Annotated in this window: 17 protein-coding genes; 11 read left to right on the forward strand and 6 right to left on the reverse strand. The window is 43.5% G+C overall.

Annotated elements, in window-relative coordinates; translation table 11 throughout:
• Positions 1-58: 58 nt before the first annotated feature.
• Together panP and CTT30_RS09325 are read left to right on the forward strand one after the other, a co-directional pair.
• The gene (gene panP, locus CTT30_RS09320) at positions 59-1,705 is read left to right on the forward strand and encodes a pyridoxal-dependent aspartate 1-decarboxylase PanP (RefSeq protein ID WP_252036634.1); all 1,647 of its coding nucleotides are present in this window, start codon (positions 59-61) and stop codon (positions 1,703-1,705) included.
• Between the two features lie 277 nt (positions 1,706-1,982).
• Complete coding sequence (locus CTT30_RS09325; RefSeq protein ID WP_019276064.1) at positions 1,983-2,837, forward strand: MurR/RpiR family transcriptional regulator; 855 nt, start codon at positions 1,983-1,985, stop codon at positions 2,835-2,837.
• A gap of 49 nt (positions 2,838-2,886) precedes the next feature.
• On the opposite strand, the gene CTT30_RS09330 is transcribed toward CTT30_RS09325, so the two are convergent.
• On the reverse strand, positions 2,887-4,140 hold the full coding sequence (locus CTT30_RS09330; RefSeq protein WP_252034889.1) for an iron-containing alcohol dehydrogenase: 1,254 nt from the start codon (positions 4,138-4,140) through the stop codon (positions 2,887-2,889).
• Positions 4,141-4,422: 282 nt separating this feature from the next.
• On the opposite strand from CTT30_RS09330, the gene CTT30_RS09335 reads away from it, so the two are divergent.
• Both CTT30_RS09335 and CTT30_RS09340 read left to right on the forward strand, forming a co-directional pair.
• Positions 4,423-4,689, forward strand: coding sequence for a GrxA family glutaredoxin (locus tag CTT30_RS09335; RefSeq protein WP_006959039.1), 267 nt, complete (start codon positions 4,423-4,425; stop codon positions 4,687-4,689).
• Positions 4,690-4,870: 181 nt separating this feature from the next.
• A complete protein-coding gene (locus CTT30_RS09340; RefSeq protein ID WP_239865904.1) occupies positions 4,871-6,553 on the forward strand; it encodes an aspartate:alanine antiporter in 1,683 nt (560 codons plus the stop codon).
• A 55-nt stretch (positions 6,554-6,608) separates the two neighbouring features.
• Here CTT30_RS09340 and CTT30_RS09345 read toward each other — a convergent pair whose 3' ends face one another.
• The 4 genes from CTT30_RS09345 to CTT30_RS09360 all read right to left on the reverse strand — a co-directional run bounded on the left by CTT30_RS09345 (position 6,609) and on the right by CTT30_RS09360 (position 9,762).
• The gene (locus CTT30_RS09345) at positions 6,609-7,286 is read right to left on the reverse strand and encodes an ABC transporter permease (protein ID WP_239865903.1); all 678 of its coding nucleotides are present in this window, start codon (positions 7,284-7,286) and stop codon (positions 6,609-6,611) included.
• 3 nt (positions 7,287-7,289) lie between these two features.
• Positions 7,290-8,030, reverse strand: a complete 741-nt coding sequence (locus CTT30_RS09350; protein WP_045974540.1) for an ABC transporter permease — start codon at positions 8,028-8,030, stop codon at positions 7,290-7,292.
• A 121-nt stretch (positions 8,031-8,151) separates the two neighbouring features.
• Positions 8,152-8,922, reverse strand: a complete 771-nt coding sequence (gene aotJ / locus CTT30_RS09355) for an L-arginine-binding protein AotJ (RefSeq protein ID WP_239865902.1) — start codon at positions 8,920-8,922, stop codon at positions 8,152-8,154.
• A gap of 69 nt (positions 8,923-8,991) precedes the next feature.
• Positions 8,992-9,762: an ABC transporter ATP-binding protein gene (locus tag CTT30_RS09360; protein ID WP_239865901.1), complete on the reverse strand. Its 771-nt coding sequence runs from the start codon at positions 9,760-9,762 to the stop codon at positions 8,992-8,994.
• Between the two features lie 676 nt (positions 9,763-10,438).
• On the opposite strand from CTT30_RS09360, the gene CTT30_RS09365 reads away from it, so the two are divergent.
• From CTT30_RS09365 to CTT30_RS09375, 3 genes are all read left to right on the forward strand, one after another.
• Entirely contained in the window at positions 10,439-11,986 is a 1,548-nt protein-coding gene (locus CTT30_RS09365) for a DUF3360 family protein (protein WP_252034891.1), read from the forward strand.
• Positions 11,987-12,284: 298 nt separating this feature from the next.
• Positions 12,285-14,561 carry a formate C-acetyltransferase gene (pflB, locus tag CTT30_RS09370; RefSeq protein WP_239865899.1) on the forward strand — a complete coding sequence of 759 codons (2,277 nt, stop codon included), beginning with the start codon at positions 12,285-12,287 and terminating at the stop codon, positions 14,559-14,561.
• Positions 14,562-14,734: 173 nt separating this feature from the next.
• Complete coding sequence (locus tag CTT30_RS09375) at positions 14,735-15,736, forward strand: lipid A deacylase LpxR family protein (protein WP_252034893.1); 1,002 nt, start codon at positions 14,735-14,737, stop codon at positions 15,734-15,736.
• Here the strand turns inward: CTT30_RS09375 and CTT30_RS09380 are convergent.
• Complete coding sequence (locus CTT30_RS09380; protein WP_239865897.1) at positions 15,733-17,613, reverse strand: methyl-accepting chemotaxis protein; 1,881 nt, start codon at positions 17,611-17,613, stop codon at positions 15,733-15,735. The two genes, CTT30_RS09375 and CTT30_RS09380, sit on opposite strands and share 4 nt — an antisense overlap.
• Before the next feature lie 226 nt (positions 17,614-17,839).
• Here CTT30_RS09380 and pflA point away from each other — a divergent pair, with 226 nt between their 5' ends.
• The 4 genes from pflA to CTT30_RS09400 all read left to right on the forward strand — a co-directional run bounded on the left by pflA (position 17,840) and on the right by CTT30_RS09400 (position 22,377).
• Positions 17,840-18,580: a pyruvate formate lyase 1-activating protein gene (gene pflA / locus CTT30_RS09385; RefSeq protein WP_252034895.1), complete on the forward strand. Its 741-nt coding sequence runs from the start codon at positions 17,840-17,842 to the stop codon at positions 18,578-18,580.
• Positions 18,581-18,689: 109 nt separating this feature from the next.
• Positions 18,690-19,310 carry an energy-coupling factor ABC transporter permease gene (locus CTT30_RS09390; RefSeq protein WP_370689715.1) on the forward strand — a complete coding sequence of 207 codons (621 nt, stop codon included), beginning with the start codon at positions 18,690-18,692 and terminating at the stop codon, positions 19,308-19,310.
• Between the two features lie 124 nt (positions 19,311-19,434).
• Positions 19,435-19,935, forward strand: coding sequence for a YfbU family protein (locus CTT30_RS09395; RefSeq protein WP_252034899.1), 501 nt, complete (start codon positions 19,435-19,437; stop codon positions 19,933-19,935).
• A gap of 507 nt (positions 19,936-20,442) precedes the next feature.
• On the forward strand, positions 20,443-22,377 hold the full coding sequence (locus CTT30_RS09400; protein ID WP_239837255.1) for a PrkA family serine protein kinase: 1,935 nt from the start codon (positions 20,443-20,445) through the stop codon (positions 22,375-22,377).
• The last annotated feature ends 46 nt before the right edge of the window (positions 22,378-22,423 follow it).

Here is a 22,423-nt window from a genome sequence, read left to right on the forward strand (position 1 = left end):
CGCCCGTTTTCGTTTAGATTGTCGCGCTGCAACAAAAAAGATAAGAGCAATGAGCTGTATGGTATCGGAACACAAAACGGCTGACGTGAGTTTCGAGAGTTTACTCCGAATCTTCACAGTCCCTGAAGGGCCAGACTCAACACTAACTAAAATTGAAGAGAAGCTATCGCAAAATCTAAACCAGTTTTTGCGAGAACATATTGTCGCGGAAGAAAAGCCACTTAAGGAAATTGAGAAAGATTTCTCTAACGCTACGCTTCCAGAACAGCCCGAGTTTGTTTCCGAACATACCCAGCACTTGCTTGATACCTTGGTTTCCCACTCTGTGCACACCTCTGCACCAAGTTTTATTGGTCATATGACCTCGGCACTACCCTATTTCTTGATGCCGCTGTCAAAGATCATGATTGCGCTAAACCAAAATTTAGTAAAAATCGAGACTTCTAAAGCATTTACCCCCTTAGAGCGCCAAGTGCTCGGCATGCTGCACCGCCTTATTTACAATCAAAACGATGAGTTTTACGCCCAATGGATGCACAGTGCGAATCACTCACTAGGTGCGTTCTGCTCTGGTGGTACCATTGCCAACATTACCGCCCTTTGGGTTGCGCGCAACAACGCTTTAAAAGCTCAAGGTCACTTTAAAGGCGTAGAAAAAGAAGGCCTTTTCAAAGCGATGAAACATTACGGCTACGAAGGATTAGCGGTACTTGTATCAGAGCGTGGACATTACTCACTAAAGAAGGCTGCAGATGTACTTGGAATTGGTCAGGAAGGCCTAGTCGCGGTAAAAACCGACGCTAACAATCGTATCTGTCCTGAAGCACTACGAGAAAGCATTTCTCAGCTTAAGCAACAAAACATCAAGCCCTTTGCTGTGGTCGGTGTCGCAGGAACAACGGAAACAGGCTCAATCGATCCCATTGCTGATATTGCAGAAATTTGTCGCAATGAAAACTGCCATTTCCACATTGATGCAGCTTGGGGTGGAGCAACCTTGATGTCGAACAATTATCGTCATCTTCTCAATGGTGTAGAGCTTGCAGACTCAATTACCATTGATGCCCATAAACAACTGTATATTCCAATGGGCGCCGGTATGGTGCTATTCAAAGATCCGGAAGCGATGAAGTCCATCGAGCACCACGCACAATATATCTTGCGGAAAGGTTCTAAAGATCTTGGCAGCCATACACTTGAAGGCTCTCGCTCTGGGATGGCCATGTTAGTCTATGCTGCGATGCATATTATTAGTCGGCCTGGCTATGAGCTCTTGATCGACCAAAGTATTGAGAAAGCCAAGTACTTTGCCGAATTGATCAAACGACAAGACGACTTCGAATTGGTATCGGAACCAGAACTTTGCCTACTCACCTATCGCTATCTTCCTTCCGACATTCGTCGCGCTCTTGAGAAAGCAAACAACCAGCAAAAGTCTGAGCTCAATGAGCTACTGAATGAACTAACTCAATTTATCCAGAAACGACAGCGAGAAACGGGCAAATCGTTTGTTTCGCGTACTCGCTTAAATCCTGAGCAGTGGGATAGGCTAAATACGATAGTTTTTCGAGTTGTGTTAGCTAACCCACTGACAGGAAGAGATATTTTGGGTATGGTGTTGGATGAGCAAAGGGAAATTGCTCAACAAGCGCCAAAACTAATGGCAAGAATCCAATCAGCTGCTCAAAAAATCAAAGAAAACTGAAAATTTCTTTCTAAAAAGCTGTAACTTGCCAAACATCGATGGCCTCAAATCGCGAAAACTTTTGCATATAACGATAATTTGTGTAGTTTTGGCAAAGTTTAGTTTGAGGCTTGTCATATTCTCACTAATTGAACTGTATAAAAATTACTGTAAATCTGTTGCTTAGGTTTATACTGGACCCATGGCGCTGGATAGTTATTGCCTTTAGGTGACGACTTGTAACCTTTTAATGAACAGGTATATCCAGTGAGTTGTTCTCTATACCCTCGTGAACACTATGAATACATTAGAAAAAATTCAGAAAAATCTAGAGAATTTTAGCAAGTCTGAACGTAAAGTGGCTGAAGTTATTATGGCTTCTCCTCAGACAGCAATTCACTCTAGTATTGCGACACTGGCCAAAATGGCAGACGTAAGTGAGCCAACTGTTAACCGCTTTTGCCGCCGCTTGGACACCAAAGGCTTCCCCGACTTTAAACTTCATCTAGCGCAAAGCCTCGCAAACGGAACACCTTATGTGAACCGTAACGTAGAGGAAGACGATGGACCGGATGCTTACACCCATAAGATTTTTGAATCTACAATGGCTTGTTTAGATGTTGCGAAGAACAGCCTAGACTCAATGCAAATTAACCGGGCTGTGGATTTGCTTACTCAGGCAAAGCGCATATCATTTTTTGGCCTTGGTGCTTCTTCGGCTGTGGCTCGAGACGCTCAGAATAAGTTTATTCGCTTTAACATCCCAATTACCTGCTTTGAAGACATTGTGATGCAACGTATGAGCTGCATCAATTGTACTGATAACGATGTCATTGTTTTAATTTCCCATACAGGCCGTACTAAGAGTCAGGTAGAAATTGCCAACCTAGCACGCGAAAATGGCGCAACGGTTATCGCTATTACCGCTAAAGATTCTCCGCTGGATAAAGCAAGCTCGCTATCAATCTCATTGGATGTTCCTGAAGACACCGATGTCTACATGCCAATGGCAAGTCGTGTTGTACAAATGACGGTCATCGATGTGCTGGCAACAGGCTTTACGCTGCGCCGTGGTTCCGGTTTCAGAGAGAACTTAAAACGTGTAAAAGATGCACTTAAAGATTCTCGATACGATAAACTGTCACAGTTTTAAAAAAGGAGCGCTTGTCGCTCCTTTTCTCTACCCTCCATCTAAATCTTGGCTAAGAGTTCTGTGTCTTAACTTCTCTACTTTTAAGCTCACCACCTAAGACACGAGCAGTTGCTTGTAACTCAGCCATATTTTTTTGCCTACCATTTTCGCCATGGCAATTGCATACCTGTCTAAGAATATAAACTAACCGCTCTTGGGTGAGTGGAAGAGGATTACCTTTAATAGCGACAGATTTGAGTGCGTCAGCAGCAACCAAATCAAACGAAGTGCTACAGATACCGAATTGATCCAGCTTTGGGAGATATAATTTATCTAGCATCATGTTTACCCAAAGTATTGCATCCTCTCGTCTAGCATTTGTTCGTCTTGTCAAAATCCTTGCAATATTTTTATAACGCTTAAGGACGTCATGCCGACCCACTATTTTAGCCGCTTTAATGTTTTCCAACATCACATATGGTGCTAAACGAGCACTAATTACACTGTGCGGAGCTTCTAACTTACCGCCTAAAGCAGACGCCAAACCATGAGCAGCACCCAGCTTAGCATTATTGCTCGCCATCCCTCCCAACATAGCGGCGAAGGATAGGTCAGAACGTGCTTTTGGGTTATCGTCAAGGCATCCAGAGAGAATTGAAGTACTCAATCGCCGAAGCCCTTCTTCACAAATCATATCGGTCAATGGGTTCGGATCTCCGCAAACATAAGCTTCCATCAAATGTGTGAAAGCGTCCATCGCTCCTCTGCCCGATGTATAAAAGTCTGTACCATAGGTCAACGTTGGGTCAACGATGGCTACATCCGCTAACATATCAGGGCTACGTAGGCTGACTTTGACTTGATCTTGTCCAGAGCGTAAAACTGCATTACGTGTGACTTCAGAACCCGTACTTGCCGTTGTAGGAATGGCAATGAAAGGAATAGGCTTGGCTTTTAAGGGAACACTACGCCCAACCACTTCAACATAATCATACACATCTCCCTGATTGGGAATGATCGCTGCCAACGCTTTGCCCATATCCAGAACACTGCCCCCACCAATCGCAACGACCATATTAGGTTTAAACTTTCTCCCAATTAACGCTGTTTCTTCCGCCATTGTAATATTTGGCTCACCAGACACCGACACATGTTGATAACGCATTGATTGAGATTCTAGATAATCGACTACAACTTTTGCCCTATCTAGGCTCTGACCCGAAACAAGTAACACGCTATAACCGTATTGGTTGAGAATAGAAAGCGATGACTGCAGCGAACCTTCACCAAAAATAATTCGGGTGGAAGTCATGAATTGGAACATACCCAAACACTCCCTGCTTGATACATATAACGAATAGAGTGCCTTGAAGCGATAGAAATTAAATTGATTCAGTGCAACTTGCATCCATTAACCCTATAAAAAATAAGACTTTCGCGAGCAAGCCCTCAAGTTAACTATCACATACATTTGGTAAACTTGTACGGATAACGTACAAAAAGACGTCAATAGCTTTTACCTATCAAATCAACAGGTAATTGCATCTTTATTTCCTACTTTTATTCGGGCATAGTTGCACGTAACAAAATAAAGGAGAAAGACATTATGTTCGTAGTTATCTTTGGTCGCCCAGCATGCCCTTACTGTGTTCGCGCAAAAGAACATGCTGAAACGCTTAAAGCTAAGCGCGACGACTTCAACTACCGTTACGTTGATATTCATGCAGAAGGTATCTCAAAAGCTGACCTAGAAAAAACAGTAGGTAAACCAGTTGAAACGGTTCCACAAATCTTTGTCGATCAAGAGCACATTGGTGGTTGTGATGACTTTGAAGCGTATGCAAAAGAGCATCTAGGTCTTTTTGACGAGTAATTATCACGAATTAAAGAAGCCGCTTATTAAGCGGCTTCTTTTCATTTTGAATTAAATCAATATTGTGAATTCGTTACTCAAGTCAGCTAATAGTAAATTATCAAATTTTTCACTTATCATTTTGCAATATTCAGATACAATTCGCACACTTACCCTATGGCACTGAAACAAGAGCTGCCCAGTGAACATCGATGTTGTAAATTTGCTTGAGCAAAATCCTATCCTTCTCATTTTTGTGGTCCTTGCCATCGGCCTGGCAATCGGAAAAATTCGCTTTGGAAATCTTCAACTTGGCAACTCCATAGGAGTACTCCTGACTTCGCTGATTATGGGGCATTTAGGCTTTACGTTTAATGCTGATGCGCTGACGATTGGCTTTATGCTCTTTATTTACTGCGTAGGTATTGAGGCAGGTCCAAACTTCTTTGGTATTTTCTTTAGGGATGGCAAACACTACTTCATTCTCAGTATGGTCGTGCTTTCAACCGCTGTATGTATTACCTATTTTTCCAGCCACGGCTTAGGGCTTGATTTCGGTCTTTCGGCTGGCATGATGGCGGGAGCTTTAACCGCGACACCAGTACTTGTAGGGGCTCAAGATGCACTGAACTCTGGACTAGCCACAACCCCTCGCGGGATGGACTTTTCACAAGTGATTGAAAACCTGTCTGTTGGTTATGCCATGGCCTATCTGATTGGTTTGATCAGCATGATTATGTTCGCTAAATTGCTACCCAAGTTGCAAAAGCAGAACCTATCAGATTCTGCTCAGCAAATCGCTCAAGAGCGTGGGTTAGGAAACACAGGACAACGTAAGGTCTACTTGCCCATTATTCGTGCTTATCGTGTCGGTCAGGAGCTGATCGATTGGATTGATGGTAGAAACCTGAGGGAACTCGGTATCTATCGACAAACTGGCTGCTATATTGAGCGTATTCGTCGAAATGGCATACTCGCCCATCCTGATGGTGACGCTATTTTGCAACAAGGCGACGAAATCGCACTGGTTGGTTTTCCAGACAGCCATGCTCGGCTGGATCCTAGCTTTCGAAACGGGAAAGAAGTCTTCGATCGAAATCTTTTAGATCTACGCATCGTTGAAGAAGAAATCGTCGTAAAAAGTGACTCTATCGCCGGTAAGCGTCTGTCAGACTTGAATCTATCCGAATACGGCTGTTTTTTGAACCGCGTAGTACGAGCACAAATCGAAATGCCCATGGATTTGGACATTGTTCTGGCGAAAGGGGACGTGCTGCAGGTCAGTGGTGAAAAGAGCCGTGTTCGTGGCTTAGCGGAAAAAATCGGTTTCATCTCAATTCACAGCCAAATGGCAGATTTGCTCGCTTTTTGTAGTTTTTTCATACTCGGCATCCTGTTCGGCCTCATTACTATGACTTTTGGTCAAGTTTCGTTTGGCTTAGGTAATGCCGTCGGCCTGTTGCTATCAGGTATTACCTTGGGGTTCTTACGAGCCAATCACCCCACGTTTGGCTATGTACCGCAAGGCGCACTAAACATGGTTAAGGATCTAGGCTTAATGTTCTTCATGGTTGGCATTGGCTTAAGTGCCGGTGGTAAAATGTTTGAGCATTTAGCGCAAGTTGGCCCACAGGTGATCGGTTTATCCTTCTTAGTTAGTGTCGTTCCAGTCGCTCTTGCCTATTTGGTTGGAGCTTATATCCTCAAAATGAACCGAGCACTGCTTTTTGGTGCCATTATTGGTGCTAGAACCTGCGCTCCGGCAATGGACATTGTGAACGACTATGCTAAATCGACCATTCCAGCACTTGGATACGCTGGCACCTATGCCATTGCCAACATTTTAATGACCTTAGCGGGTACAATTTTGATCATTCTTAGCTGATTACATAAACCTAAAAAAGGCTTCCAGATGGAAGCCTTTTCTAATTCTAAACCAATCAGCTTAACGGTCTCAAATATGCCAAGAAACGTTTCTCTGCGTATTTGAAACACCAAAGAATAATAAACGTCAACATCATATAGAATAGACCAGCCGTTAAGAAAGATTCGAATGGCGCATAGTAGCGAGAGTTAACCAATCGTGCCGCACCTGTGAGGTCCACAATCGTGACGATACCTGCCACCGCACTACCGTGAAGCATAAAGATCACTTCGTTGCTATAAGCAGGTAATGCTCGACGCAAAGCGCTTGGCAAAATGATCCTACGGTATGTCATAAACGTCCCCATTCCGTAAGCTTTAGCCGCTTCAACTTCACCTTTAGGTAAACCATTAATAGCACCGCGGATAATTTCAGCCGTGTATGCTGATGTGTTGAGCACAAAAGCAACAAGAGCACAAAACCAAGCGTTTTCCCACAGAGTGTCTTTCACTGGGAAGAACTGATCCATTCCGTAATAAATCAAATAAAGCTGTACGAGCAGCGGTGTACCTCGAAAAAAGTAGATAAATGCCCAACTTGGCCCATTGATTAAATAGTTAGTACTGTTACGCGCCACGCCCAGTGGGATAGCCACAACTAAGCCAATAATCAGCGCGAGCCCCACCAGCCACACAGTCGTCCACAACCCTTCGAGATAAATAGGTAAACTTTCGATAATCAGTGAGAAATCCATTTCTTACCTCGCATGAATACTGAATTTGCGCTCTACAAGCTTGAGCAAGCCCGTCGATACACTGGTGAAGAAAAGGAAAATGATCGCAACAGCCATGTAAAAGGTAAACGGCATTTTAGTAGAACCCGCAGCGAGTGAGCTCATACGGACCATATCTTCCAAACCGATAATGGAAACCAACGCTGTTGTCTTTAGTAATACTAACCAGTTATTACCAAATCCAGGCAACGCGTGACGGATCATTTGAGGTAAAAGGATGCGTCGAAAGGCCAAGACTGGACTCATCCCGTAAGCTTTTGCCGCTTCTAATTCGCCCTTATCCACAGCCATGATTGCGCCACGGAAAGTTTCCGCCATGTAAGCACCAAAAATAAAGCCAATCGTAAGCACACCGGCGATAAATGGACTGACATCAATGTAATCCGGCAGGTATGACGTCCATTCATGATTTGGGTCACTAGAAGCAAACCACTCATTCAATGATTCATTAATGGCATACAAGCTATTGTTAAGCAGAATTTGTCCGCCGAAGAAAATCAGCATCATTAAAACTAAATCGGGAATACCACGGATAACTGTGGTGTAAAGTGTTGCAATTGCGCGTGCCCAGCGGTATGGCGCCATTTTTGCCAATGCGCCCAGCATGCCTAAAACCATCGCAAGCAGCAGCGAAAGTAGCGCTACTTCTATGGTCACAATGGCCCCTTTAAATATAGAGGCTTCGTATCCTTGTAAATCCAGCATAGGTGAGTTCCTGATCCCTAGACTCAAAGCTTACTGACTTATATAACCATCAACAAGCTATAGATATAATTCGACCGCTGGCTACTTCTAGGAACTAGAACCAGCGGTCGCTTTTCGATGATTACTGACCGTAAACGTCGTATTTGAAGTACTTAGCCGCAATTTCTTGGTAAACACCTTTCTCACGTAGAGATAAGATTGCAGCATCTAGCTTCTTAGTAAGGTCTTTGTCTTGTTTGCGAACAGCAATACCCATACCTTCACCAAACCATTTAGCATCAGTCAGTGCAGGGCCAACAAACTCGTAGTTTTCACCACCCTCTTTGTTTAGAACACCTTCTTCTAGAGCTGATGCATCACCAAGAACCGCAGCCACACGACCATTCGCTAGATCAAGATACGCTTCGTCAAAAGAGCCGTAACGTACGATCTCTACTTTGTCACCGTAGTTATCAGTTAGATACTTATCGTGAGTTGTAGCACGTTGAACCGCGATTTTTTGACCATCTAGGTTGTCAAAATCAAGACCTGCGCCCTTCTTCGCAATGAACTTGTTAGGAATCTGAGCATATTTACCTGTGAAATCGACTTTCTTCTTACGCTCTTCAGTGATGGACATCGCAGCAATGATTGCATCGTATTTACGCGCTAGTAGAGAAGGAATAATGCCATCCCAGTCTTGCGCAACGATCTTACATTGAACCTGCATTTCCTTACATAGAGCATTTGCCATGTCTACGTCGAAGCCTTTAAGAGAGCCATCCGCTTCTGTCCAGCTAAATGGAGGATACGCACCTTCAATACCAAAGCGAACTGTCTTCCAATCTTTCGCTTGAGCCACACCTGTTGCTGCCGTAGCAGCCAAAGCTGCAACTACTAACCACTTTTTCATTTCCATACTCCTGTGATTGTGATTTTTATCTTATATTGTGTCTGTCATTAGCCTGCTGCAAATGCAAGCTTAGTAAATTGATGAGATGAACTGCTGTAGACGTTCTGAGTCTGGGTTAGTGAAGAGCTTAGCAGGGTCTCCCTGCTCTTCCACTAAACCTTGGTGTAAGAACATGACATGGTTAGAAACATCGCGTGCAAATGCCATTTCATGCGTTACAACCAACATGGTTCGGCCTTCTTCAGCCAAATCTCGCATTACACCCAACACTTCACCTACCAACTCTGGGTCAAGTGCAGAGGTAGGCTCGTCAAATAGCATCACTTCAGGATCAACAGCCAATGCTCGTGCAATAGCCGCACGTTGCTGTTGTCCACCAGAGAGGTGGCCAGGGTAATAATCTTTACGCTCGTACAGGCCAACTTTTTTGAGTAGCAGCTCGGCATTCTCCAACGCCTGAGCTTTAGGTACGCCTAACACGTGTACTGGCGCTTCAATAACATTTTCAAGAACGGTCATGTGCGACCAAAGATTGAACCCTTGAAATACCATGGCAAGCCTAGAACGGATGCGCTGTACTTGCTTTTCGTTGGCTGGAATAGCCTCACCTTGGCGATTATTTTTCATTTGGATCAACTCACCGTTTACCCAAATTTCACCTTCGGTAGGCGTTTCAAGAAGGTTGATACATCTTAGAAAGGTACTTTTACCAGAACCTGATGAACCGATAATGGAGATAACATCCCCTTTGTGTGCCTCAAGCGAGATACCTTTAAGGACTTCATTTTGCCCGAATGTTTTGTGCAGTTCCTTTATGTCCAGCGCTGGTACATCATTCATGCGCTAATACTCCCTGTCTTTTATTATTTTACCAACCCTTTATACGGCTCTTGTGGTTGGTTAACTGCTGGGTTCCACCCATATTTCGCTACAAACTAGCACTCCCCAGAGCAACATGCAACAAATTATTAACCTTCATTTTTGAGATATATAACCACTTTATACGATTAAACATTCAATTTATAGTGCAATTATCTCCATAATGCGCATAAATCATTTTTATAAACACATTATCTACCGAACCGATGAATTAACATTTTTATAAAAACCAGATCTATCTCAACAATTCTCTCAATAGTGATAAAGAGTGTAATATTGATGTTGTTTCAAAAGTCGAAAAAATCACATTGTGAAATTTATTTTCACTTTGAATTTCAATAACTCATTATCATCTCAATCACCCTGTAGTTTTCTTTCACATTCTTTCATAAAGTGATCTAAATCAATCACTCTTTAGGGTTAGCACGTTACACTCGCCACAAAGATAAAAGCCTCAATAAGCCAATTTTTGTCTTTTCTATCGTCTATGCTTAAGCACGTTAAACACACCGCACAGACAATAGTTCAAGGACCCAAATGCAGGAAGCTGAGTCAGGTTTTTAATAAGATCGTCTACCTACAATAATTACGGGCGACTCTTTGAAGAATTATTAACTTTTTAGAATATGAGGAATCTATGTCAGACGCAGTCAATAAACCGCACTCTGATTCGGATATCGAAGAGAAGAGCTATCGTGAGCTGCACCGCCCAGCTTCCGAGTTTGAAAGCCGTTCAGATTATCTAGATCATGAACTACAAATCATGAAGCCTCGTCGCTTCGGTTTAAACTTACCTGGTCGTGACTTCCACTTTGAGCTCGAAGATTTAGTCCCCGCATTAGCAGGGACCATCGGCATTATTGCAATGTATTCCGCCGTAATGATGTCATGGGCTGAAGGTCTGACCGCAGCATGGGATCACATCAACCTAGGTAAAGACTTTGCTATCGAAGTTGCTCGTGTAGAAATGTTAATTCCTGCATTGCTCTTCTGTGTACTGGCTTCCGGCTTTATTAACCCGAAAGCAAACCTAGCTGGTAACCACGGTCCAATGATCCCTCTAATCGGTACCATCGCTTTAGCCGGCGCGCACCCTCTTGCATTGGCGATTCTTATCGGTATCTTCGGCCTGCTACTGAGTTTCCTCAAAGGCGGGTCTAAGCTCGTTAATTTGACCTCACAAGGTACTGCTGGCGGCTTGTTGATCTTCCTCGGCCTAACTGGAACCATGAGCCAAATTAACTCAATCCAAGCTTGGGCTGTAGGTCTTCAATCGGACACAGTAGCTGCTGGCAGCATGGGCTACGTTGGCCTGATTGTCCTAGCCGTAACCATTGCTCTATATGCGTTCTTGGCCAAAGTAAACAAACGTTGGCTTGCGATTCCCGTCTGTGCATTTACAGGCTTAGCGATTGCACTCGTACTTGGCGCAGGTTTCGACATTAAATTCGTCACGGAAACAGGTCTTCCTAACCTAAACCCAGTGTACTGGTGGGGCAGCACCGAAGAAGGTTGGATGCTAGGTCTTCCTAATATGGAACACTTCATTGCATCACTACCGTTTGCAATCCTAGCAGTCGCTATGTGGTCTCCTGACTTCCTAGGTCACCGTATCTTCCAAGAACTGAACTACCCTAAAAAGACTGAAAAAGTACTGATGGACGTTGATGACACCATGACAATGTGTTCTGTTCGTCAGATGGTGGGTACAGCTGTGGGTGGTGGTAACATCACTTCATCTTGGGGTACTTACATGATCCCAGCAGCGATCGCAAAACGCCCTATCCCTGGCGGAGCTATCCTTCTAGGTCTTCTAGTAATGATTATTGCAATCCTTGGTTTCCCAATGGATATCGCAGTATGGCCTCCAGTCATGCGTGTAGCTCTTCTTGTTGGTGTCTCACTTCCTCTACTCGAAGCGGGTATGCAGATGGTGAAAGACTCGAAAGATTCGCAAGCAGCAGGTATCTGTATCTTTAGTTCTGCTGTCGTCAACCCTGTACTTGCTTGGGCTCTGACTATGCTACTCGATAATAATGGCCTGATTGGTGATAAAGAACGTGCTGCTCGCCTGTCATTTGTCGACAAGATAGTGATCCCAGTTGGCGTACTCGTTATCTGTCTCGTCGCTATGCTGGCGGTTGGCATGCTTGAAGGCCAGTACGGCATCCAAGCTTGGTTATAACAATTCAATTATTTTGTGGGTGGCAAGCTTTGCCACCCTATTTTTATCGAGTTTTTTGAGGATTTATTGATTTAGTTTAAGGTTTGCAATTTTTTTTTAGTTTAACCTTGAAACCAAGTTAATAAGAAACCGTATCAGAAAGTAACAATATTTATAGTTTGTAGTGCTTTCAGTAATCACAATTAGAAACTATACATATTGTTATTCATAAAGAGTGTACCGCCCCAGCGATGGGAACCTGACTCGCTCAACGGATCAGACAGGTACGTGTTTTTTCTACTAAAAAGGTAGGTATGTCATGGCAGAGCAATTTGCTAAAGCTTGGGAAGGTTTTGCTGAAGGTGATTGGCAAAACGAAGTAAACGTTCGTGATTTCATTCAGAAGAACTACGCACCGTATGAAGGCGACGAATCTTTCCTAGTTTCTGAAGGTACTGAAGCTACTAACAAGCTTTGGGCTAAGGTAATGGAAGGTATCAAAATTGAGAACTCAACTCACGCACCTGTTGACTTCGATACTGACGTTATCTCTACCATCACTGCTCACGATGCAGGCTACATCGAAAAAGATCTAGAGACTATCGTTGGTCTTCAAACTGATGCTCCTCTTAAGCGCGCTATCATCCCTAACGGTGGTATCCGCATGGTTGAAGGTTCTTGTAAAGTTTACGGTCGTGAACTGGATCCTAAAATCAAAGAAATCTACACAGATTACCGTAAAACACACAACGCGGGTGTTTTCGATATCTACACTCCTGATATCCTAAAATGTCGTAAATCTGGTGTTCTAACTGGTCTTCCAGACGCATACGGCCGTGGTCGTATCATCGGTGACTACCGTCGCGTTGCGCTCTACGGTATCGACTTCCTAATTAAAGACAAGCTAGCTCAATTCGCTTCTCTACAAGAGAAATTTGAGAATGGCGAAGATCTTCAAATGACTATGCAGCTGCGCGAAGAAATCGCTGAGCAGCACCGTGCACTTGGCCAAATGAAAGTTATGGCTGAGAAATACGGTTGTGACATCTCTCGTCCTGCTGAAACTGCACAAGAAGCAATCCAGTGGACTTACTTCGGTTACCTAGCAGCGGTTAAATCTCAAAACGGCGCGGCTATGTCTCTAGGCCGTACTTCGACGTTCCTAGATATCTACATCGAGCGCGATATCGCTGCTGGTAAGATCACTGAAGTACAAGCTCAGGAAATGATTGACCACTTCGTGATGAAACTACGTATGGTTCGTTTCCTACGTACTCCTGAGTACGATGATCTATTCTCTGGCGACCCAATCTGGGCAACAGAATCTATGGGTGGTATGGGTCTTGACGGCCGTACACTAGTTACACGTACTAACTTCCGCTTCCTAAACTCTCTATACACAATGGGGCCTTCTCCAGAGCCAAACATTACTGTACTTTGGTCTGAGCAGCTACCTGACGGCTTCAAGAAGTTCTGTGCGAAGGTATCTATCGATACGTCTTCTATCCAGTACGAAAATGATGACCTAATGCGCCCAGACATGGAGTCAGACGACTACGCAATCGCTTGTTGTGTATCTCCAATGGTTGTTGGTAAGCAAATGCAGTTCTTCGGTGCTCGTGCTAACCTTGCGAAAACTATGCTTTACGCAATCAACGGTGGTGTTGATGAGAAGCTGAAGATGCAAGTTGGTCCAGAAATGCCTAAGATCACTTCCGAAGTACTAGACTTCGACGAAGTGTGGAATAACCTAGACCACTTCATGGATTGGTTAGCTAAGCAGTACGTTGCTGCACTAAACAGCATCCACTTCATGCACGACAAGTACTCTTACGAGTCTGCACTGATGGCGCTACATGATCGTGACGTTTACCGTACTATGGCTTGTGGCATTGCAGGTCTATCTATCGCAGCTGACTCACTATCTGCAATTAAACATGCGAAAGTGAAACCAATCCGTGACGAAGATGGTATTGCAATCGACTTCGAAATCGAGGGCGATTACCCTAAATTTGGTAACAACGATGCTCGCGTAGATGACATCGCTTGTGAACTAGTAGAAGTGTTCATGAACAAGATCCGTAAGCTTAAGACTTACCGCGATGCTGTTCCTACTCAGTCTATCCTTACTATTACATCTAACGTTGTATACGGTAAGAAAACTGGTAACACGCCAGACGGTCGTCGCGCAGGCGCTCCGTTTGCTCCAGGTGCAAACCCGATGCACGGCCGTGATGAAAAAGGCGCGGTAGCCTCTCTAACGTCTGTTGGTAAACTGCCGTTTGCTCACGCGAAAGATGGTATCTCTTACACCTTCTCTATCGTGCCAAACGCACTGGGTAAAGAAGAGACTTCACAGCGTGCTAACCTTGCTGGTCTGATGGATGGTTACTTCCACCACGAAGCAGGTATCGAAGGTGGTCAGCACCTAAACGTGAACGTACTTAACCGCGATACTCTAGAAGACGCTGTTAAGCACCCTGAAAAATACCCACAGCTAACTATTCGTGTTTCTGGTTACGCAGTACGTTTTAACTCTCTGACTGCAGAACAGCAGCAAGATGTTATCGCACGTACTTTCACCGAATCACTATAAGTTTGGTTGATTGACTTTAAAGCCCCGCTTCATAATTAAGCGGGGCTTTTTTATTGCGAAGCAAATCAAAAGTTAGACTCAAGCCACATTTATATTTCAATTTTCTTTCTTTCCTCTCTGATGAATACGATATGGAGTAATATCTAGGCTCCATTCAGAAATGATGTATTGAAATGAACCTATTACGCACTCTTCCCTTGATATTGTTGGCTTCAAGCGCCGTCGCTTCAGAACGTTCAACTGTATCGTTTTCTATCGATAATGATGGCGTATTCGGTGTCGATCAGGATTATACCAACGGACTGTTTCTCACCTATACCTCTGACGCTGTCACTCCCAATTGGTTAACCAACCCAATGAGCTTATCATTTTGGGGTGGTACGTCTTTAGATAAATATGAATTCACACTTGGCCATAAAATGTATACCCCTTCAGATATTGAAGCGACAACTCCTATGCCCAATGAACGCCCTTACGCAGGCTACCTTCATGCTGAATTTAATTACATCAGTCTTCATCCTCAGCAAGCCCAGCGTTTCAATTTAACTTTGGGTACAACAGGTGAAAGCTCATTAGCTGACCAGGCACAAGATATCGTCCACGGTATTACCGGCTCTGATGAACCTCGTGGCTGGGCCTATCAAGTCGATGATGAATTTGTTGGTAGCCTTGGGTACCTCAGTCATTTTAACCTTTGGCGTGATCGTGCAATGGCAAATACAGACTGGGAAATTTCGAACGTTTCAGAAGTGAACGCTGGTAATTTCCGCAGTGATGTATCAACAGGCTTTATGTTCCGCTGGGGAACAGATTTAGCCGGTAGCATGGGCGCTGCCAACATTGATAACGAAAACCCATTCCGTGCAGGAATGCTAGGTGCTTCTAAAGGCGGTTGGTTTGTATTCGGTGGCATTGAAGCTCGCTACCGCTTTAACGATATTACCATCGAAGGTGACCGCTCAGGTGTGGTCGACTACGCTAATAGCAACGGTGAAAACCCAAGTATCTATGATGTAACACTAGAAGAAAAACAAGCCAGCGCAGTGGCTGGCTTTGCTTGGTATAATGAACACTTTGGCGCTGCGGTGACAGCGACAGCCAAAACACCTGACTACAAAGAAGCGAAAGACTCAATGTACGGAACAGGTGGCCTCGCGTTATACGCCTTCTTTTAAATCGTGAACCTCTGGCAGTCACTATTGAGGCTGCCAGCTCTTTGCTCAACAACTTGGCTGACGGAACGCAACTGTTCATTATTCTCTTCTAGCTCTTTCATTGCGCTGGAAATCTGAGTCATATTATCGGCCATTGACTGACTGGTTGTTGCTAGCTCTTTAATTGATGCAAAAATTACATCCGTTTGATGAGAGGCTTCATCCGCCTTTTCCGTAATGGTTCGCAGTGCCTGCATGGCCTCATGGCCTTTTTCCTGACCTGTTCGCATCGATGTTTCGGATTGACCAATGTATTGAATCACTTCAGCGCTCTCTTTCTTCATGGTATCGATCGTTTCCGAAATTTCCGCCACTGCATCAACCGTTCTTACAGCAAGACTACGAACTTCATCAGCAACGACAGCGAAGCCTCGGCCTTGCTCGCCAGCTCTCGCAGCTTCAATGGCCGCATTTAGAGCAAGAAGGTTAGTTTGTTCGGCAATACCGTTAATGATTTCCATCACTGAGTCAACTTTGGAAGACGCTTCTTCCAACTGCTGAATATGTCCTGCGGCAGATGTCAAAATCGAGCCCACTTCTTCCAGAGAGCCAATTGCAGCTCCGATGATTTGCGCACCTTTTTCCGCCGACTCAGTTGAAGAACGACTGATTTCAGAGACAAATTCCAATGAATTCGACACTTCTTGTGTTGTCACACTGACTTCTTCGGTAGCTGAGGCTAGCAATTGGGTCTGCCCAAGCACTTCTGATTGGTGATGCGCCAGCTTATCCAACCCCTGATTAAGCTCAGCCGCGTTGCCCGATAGCGCTTGACCACTCTCTTGTACCCCAGAAACCAACTCACCAAGGTTCTCACAACTTTCATTAATGCTAATTGCCAGTTGATTAAACTCATCATTAGGGTTCTTTGTTAACACCATACGCTTAGAAAGATCGCCTGCTGAAACGTTATGAAGTATTTCTCTGGTCTTAGTTAAAGAGCGCGACAATGAAGTGCTTTGCATGATGAAAATAGCAATAGTGAAAACAGCCAAAATAATACAGGCAACGAGAATAGACCAAAGAGTCTGCTCTGATGACTTCTCAGCTGACATTTGATACTCAGAACTGATGCCGCTTAATTCACTGGTAATAGAAGCAATCAATTGCGTCAGTTGAATTTTATTTGAAATAAGTTGCTGCTCAACGCTGCCAAGTTGCTGAGAAAGTTCACTGACACGAACAAATGTCGCTTTGTATTGCTCTATCTCTTTCTCATACAATTCCAACATAGCGTAGACGTTAGACATGCTTTCAAACGCCCCCATCGCCCTGTTGAATAGCTTGAGGTTTTGTTCATTCGGCTGGAGTAAGTAGTTTTGTTGGGACTTAACCATAGCTTGGAAGTCAGAGTTAAGCGTCACCATGCCCGTTTCAGCAATTTTCTGTTCAATAATACTGGCTAGCTTCTTCAGCTCGCCCAACTTTCCTTCATCAATATTAAAACCGAGTTCCTGTTTTAGCTCTAGCCATGGTATTGCTGTGGTTTGAAAATTATTAATACTCTGCTCTAGTTCTCCTCCATAACGCTTAAGATTAAGCGTATTTAAAAAGGAAACATCGTTATTAACAGCCTCAACTATATCAGCTATATCCTGCTTCGCTTGTGCGACTTGTGAGCCTGCCAAATTATCTAATTCGCTACTCAGCGTTAGTATCTTACTTTGAGTTTGATAGATTGAAATCGAACCAGATGAAATATCACCGCTATGGTGATACTGCTCACTCATATGAGTCAGCCTTGAAGAAGTAAAAACAGCGAGAGTGACAAACCCTATTGTCAGTACAACTAAAAACAGAGTCACTTTTTGTTTCTGTGAAAGCGCAAGCATATTCATAGAAAATCCTTTAACATCAGACGGATGTAGCCAATAACTTGCCTAGCCTAATGTATACCAATTATTATAAAAATCACTAATGGCAACATTTTTATAACATACATTTTAGTCTATGTGCGCTTTTTTTATTAGTCAGCAAAAACTTAGCGATAAAACCCTGAAGTGCTATTTAAACCCTACTTTTTGTAATAAAATAACGAACAAATCACTAATTAGAGATGTACACATGTCAACAACCGGCCGTATCCATTCTTTCGAGTCCTGTGGAACAGTTGATGGACCAGGTATTCGCTTTATTGTCTTTATGCAAGGGTGTTTAATGCGATGTATGTACTGCCATAATCGAGACACGTGGGACACACATGGAGGCAAGGAAGTCACGGTTGATGAGATCATCAGTGAAGCGAAAAGTTATCGTCACTTCATGAATGCTTCAGGTGGTGGCGTAACTTGTTCAGGTGGCGAAGCTATGCTTCAGCCTGAGTTCGTACGAGATTTCTTCCAAGCAGCAAAAGCAGAGGGTATTCATACTTGCTTGGACACGAATGGGTATATTCGCAAACATACTGAAGTGATTGATCAAGTATTGGAAGCGACTGACCTTGTCATGCTCGATCTTAAACATATGAAAGACGAAATTCATCATGACTTTATCGGGGTATCTAATAAGCGAACCCTAGACTTTGCACGTTATCTGCATAGCATTGGCCAAAAAACGTGGATCCGTTATGTCGTGGTCCCTGGCTATACTGATGATGAGGAATCCGCACACATGCTGGGGGACTTCATTAAAGACATGGATAACATTGAAAAAGTGGAGTTGCTTCCATATCACAAATTGGGCGCACATAAATGGGAAGCGCTAGGCATTGAATACCCATTAGAAGGGACCAATCCACCTTCAAAAGAAACTATGGATAATATTGTTTCAATCCTTGAGCAGTATCACTCAAACGTAAAATATTGATACCATCTAGTGACTATTTCGTAAAAAATACCAGCCCTATCAGGCTGGTATTTTTGAGGTCACTTTGTTGCTATCCGAACTATTCGCGCTCGTTATCGTCCTGCTTTCAATTAATTTTATCTGGAAAGATGTCTACTACACTTTCTGGCCTAAGCTCAGCACAGAGCGAGGCTTTCAACACCTAACTTTCGCTGTCATCTTGGCCTTATTTGCTCTTTGGTCTGCACAAGCAGGTGTCAAAGAAGGGCTGTCGATTCATTTTCTAGCGCTGACCTCTTTGACTCTAATGTATGGTTGGCGCAGTGCCTATGGCTTATCCATCATCATCTCTTTGTTATTAGCCTTATTTGGCCAACGCAGTTTCACTGAACTGCCAGAGTATCTTCTTCTTTCCTGCCTACTCCCAATCGCCATTAGCTATTTTATCTTTCTCACAAGCTACCGGTACTTACCTAGAAACATATTTGTCTTTATATTCGTAGCCGGTTTTTTCAATGGCGCGTTAACAGGAAGCGCACATCTGCTCATCAACTCTGCTTATCATGTGATACAGGGATCATACGACTGGGAAACCGTAGTCGACAACTACATGGTATTTGTCCCATTACTTGCTTTTCCTGAAGGGCTGTTGAACGGCATGACGATGGCGATGTTTGCGGTGTTCAAGCCTGAATGGCTACGGGTTTTCTCCGACCGCGATTACATCTATAACCACTACCATAAAAAGTAACCATCAAAACTGAAATTTCTTTACATTTTTCATAATAAACATGGTTTGAGATCATGTTTCATGGTGGAATGAAACGATAACCTAAGCACATTAAAGATGTACTAGATTATTTAGTGAGGCCACCATGGAAATGACTAACGCTCAACGATTGATCCTATCTAACCAGTATTACCTCATGTCTCAGTTGAATCCAGAGAACGCCGCGAAATACAGCCGTTTACAAACGATAGTTGAACGCGGCTACGAACTTCAGATGCGAGAACTGGACAAAGAATTCGGTTGCTTGAAAGAAGCAGAATGCCGAGAAATCATTGATATCATGGAAATGTTTCATGCTATGCAAGAGTCAGCCAAAATGCTGTCTGAAACAGAGCAGCGTGATATCGATCAACGCCGTTTGGCTTTCCTCGGTTTCGACATTTCGACTGAGGCACAGCAAGTTCACTACGTGAGATTTCTTGTCGATTCTGAAGGCTTATATTCTCAGTTTGATAAAGGCGAACATCATTTCAATGCACAAATGCCAATGCTGGAAAAATACCGACGAATGCTGATAACTTGGCGCAACTGCCCTCGCCAATATCATCTATGCAGCAATGAACTTAAACAAATTTTTAATGCTTGACCTATCGTTTCAATGAAAAGGGCTGTCATTTGGCAGCCCTTTTTGTTTTCAGAAACAATCTCTAAAAAAACGTACGCCAAACCAAAAACTGGTCGACAACCAGCTGTCTTGAATTTGGGGTGTTATGAAAAGCAAGTCAAACAGCCAATTTAATGCTGCTATTCTCCACTATAAGGGCCTACTTCCTAATAGAAATGGGCATCTAAGCACTCAATACAGAACAAAACTCCATAAAAGCACTCATTATCAATAAGCAATCCTCTGTTTTAGTTGGCAAAAATGATATCCATTGGTCATATTTATTCACACAGTAAATATCAACCACTTTGCATTCGATACCTCTAATTTTTTGTTGATATTTAACAAGTGGTCAAATGTCACAATTTGCAAATAAACACATATTTTTTAAGCAAAATTCTAAAAAGCGACTAGTCTTTAATAGGAAAGGATTTGTTTTTTCTATGCGGGTTGATTGTCTACAAAGACAGGTTCAGAGGGGAATTCATTATGAGTATTTTCGACCATTACCAAGCGCGCTACGAAGCTGCCAAGGATGAAGAATTATCTTTACAGGAATTCTTGACGCTATGTAAAGATGACAAAAGTGCTTACGCCAATGCCGCAGAGCGTCTACTAATGGCAATCGGCGAACCAGAGCTAATCGATACAGCGCAAGATCCATGCTTAAGCCGAATTTTTTCGAATCGGGTCATTTCCCGTTACGAAACCTTCAAAGATTTTTATGGAATGGAAGAAGCGATTGAACAAATCGTTTCTTACTTGAAACATGCAGCTCAAGGCTTGGAAGAACGTAAGCAGATTCTTTACTTGCTCGGCCCTGTTGGCGGCGGTAAATCCTCCTTGGCAGAGAAACTGAAAGCGCTCATGCAGCAAGTACCAATTTACGTATTATCCGCTGATGGAGAGCGCAGCCCAGTCAACGACCATCCATTCTGTTTATTCGATGTAGGCGAAGATGGGGAGCTACTAAAACGCGAATATGGCATCGAAAAACGCTATCTGCGATCGATCATGTCCCCATGGGCAGCAAAACGCCTACACGAATTTGGTGGTGATATTACTAAGTTCAAAGTGGTAAAAGTACGACCTTCCATCTTGGATCAAGTTGCAATTGCCAAAACTGAGCCTGGTGATGAAAACAACCAAGACATTTCTTCACTTGTCGGTAAGGTGGATATTCGCCAGTTAGAACATTACTCTCAGGACGACCCAGATGCTTACAGTTACTCAGGCGCTTTGTGCCGAGCTAACCAAGGCTTGATGGAGTTCGTCGAGATGTTCAAAGCACCAATCAAAGTGCTTCACCCTTTACTAACAGCCACCCAGGAAGGCAACTACAACGGTACCGAAGGTCTGTCTGCCCTTCCATTTGATGGCATGATACTTGCCCACTCAAACGAATCCGAGTGGCAGACTTTCCGTAACAACAAAAACAACGAAGCGTTCCTCGATCGTGTATACATCGTCAAGGTTCCGTACTGTTTACGTGTTTCCGAAGAAGTCAAAATCTATCAGAAACTGCTTGATCACTCAGAGCTTGCCAAAGCACCCTGTTCACCAAGTACACTGGAATTACTGTCTCAATTTAGCATCCTCTCTCGACTAAAAGATCCCGAGAACTCATCAATTTTCTCTAAGATGCGCGTCTACGACGGTGAAACATTAAAAGATACCGATCCAAAAGCGAAGAGCTATCAGGAGTACCGTGATTTTGCGGGCGTTGACGAAGGCATGTCAGGTTTATCAACGCGTTTCGCATTCAAGATCTTGTCAAGAGTGTTTAATTTCGACCAGACTGAAGTCGCTGCAAACCCAGTACACCTTTTCTACGTAATTGAGCAACAAATTGAACGTGAGCAGTTCCCTCAAGAAACCGCAGAGAAATATCTTGAGTTTCTCAAAGGGTATCTTGTGCCTCGCTACGTTGAGTTTATTGGTAAAGAAATTCAGACCGCCTATCTAGAATCTTATTCTGAATACGGTCAAAACATTTTTGACCGCTATGTCACCTACGCGGACTTCTGGATTCAGGACCAAGAGTATCGTGACCCAGAAACAGGCCAGCTCTTCGACCGTTCTGCACTGAACAATGAGCTAGAGAAAATAGAGAAAACGGCAGGTATTAGTAACCCTAAAGATTTCCGTAACGAAATAGTGAATTTTGTTCTTCGTGCACGTGCGAATAACAACGGACAAAACCCTGTTTGGACAAGCTACGAGAAACTCCGCACTGTTATTGAGAAGAAAATGTTCTCAAATACGGAAGAACTATTACCCGTTATCTCCTTCAATGCGAAAACCTCTTCTGAAGATCAGAAGAAACATGACGACTTCGTCGCTCGTATGATGGAGAAAGGCTATACAGAGAAGCAAGTTCGCTTGCTATCGGAATGGTATTTACGCGTGCGTAAATCATCTTAATAGCTGAGATAACCTTCCTCGGAGCTAGAAGAGGAAAGCCAATGAA

The organism is Vibrio coralliilyticus (assembly GCF_024449095.1).
GTDB classification, from domain to species: Bacteria; Pseudomonadota; Gammaproteobacteria; order Enterobacterales; family Vibrionaceae; genus Vibrio; species Vibrio coralliilyticus_A.

Bases quoted from the DNA above. Each gene is read 5' to 3' on its own strand.
- pflB (WP_239865899.1), top strand. From the start codon at position 12,285: ATGGCAGAGCAATTTGCTAAAGCTTGGGAAGGTTTTGCTGAAGGTGAT.
- pflA (WP_252034895.1), top strand. From the start codon at position 17,840: ATGTCAACAACCGGCCGTATCCATTCTTTCGAGTCCTGTGGAACAGTT.
- panP (WP_252036634.1), top strand. From the start codon at position 59: ATGGTATCGGAACACAAAACGGCTGACGTGAGTTTCGAGAGTTTACTC.
- CTT30_RS09330 (WP_252034889.1), bottom strand. From the start codon at position 4,140: ATGTTCCAATTCATGACTTCCACCCGAATTATTTTTGGTGAAGGTTCG.
- CTT30_RS09395 (WP_252034899.1), top strand. From the start codon at position 19,435: ATGGAAATGACTAACGCTCAACGATTGATCCTATCTAACCAGTATTAC.
- CTT30_RS09375 (WP_252034893.1), top strand. From the start codon at position 14,735: ATGAACCTATTACGCACTCTTCCCTTGATATTGTTGGCTTCAAGCGCC.
- CTT30_RS09345 (WP_239865903.1), bottom strand. From the start codon at position 7,286: ATGGATTTCTCACTGATTATCGAAAGTTTACCTATTTATCTCGAAGGG.
- CTT30_RS09380 (WP_239865897.1), bottom strand. From the start codon at position 17,613: ATGAATATGCTTGCGCTTTCACAGAAACAAAAAGTGACTCTGTTTTTA.
- aotJ (WP_239865902.1), bottom strand. From the start codon at position 8,922: ATGAAAAAGTGGTTAGTAGTTGCAGCTTTGGCTGCTACGGCAGCAACA.
- CTT30_RS09400 (WP_239837255.1), top strand. From the start codon at position 20,443: ATGAGTATTTTCGACCATTACCAAGCGCGCTACGAAGCTGCCAAGGAT.
- CTT30_RS09325 (WP_019276064.1), top strand. From the start codon at position 1,983: ATGAATACATTAGAAAAAATTCAGAAAAATCTAGAGAATTTTAGCAAG.
- CTT30_RS09335 (WP_006959039.1), top strand. From the start codon at position 4,423: ATGTTCGTAGTTATCTTTGGTCGCCCAGCATGCCCTTACTGTGTTCGC.
- CTT30_RS09350 (WP_045974540.1), bottom strand. From the start codon at position 8,030: ATGCTGGATTTACAAGGATACGAAGCCTCTATATTTAAAGGGGCCATT.
- CTT30_RS09365 (WP_252034891.1), top strand. From the start codon at position 10,439: ATGTCAGACGCAGTCAATAAACCGCACTCTGATTCGGATATCGAAGAG.
- CTT30_RS09360 (WP_239865901.1), bottom strand. From the start codon at position 9,762: ATGAATGATGTACCAGCGCTGGACATAAAGGAACTGCACAAAACATTC.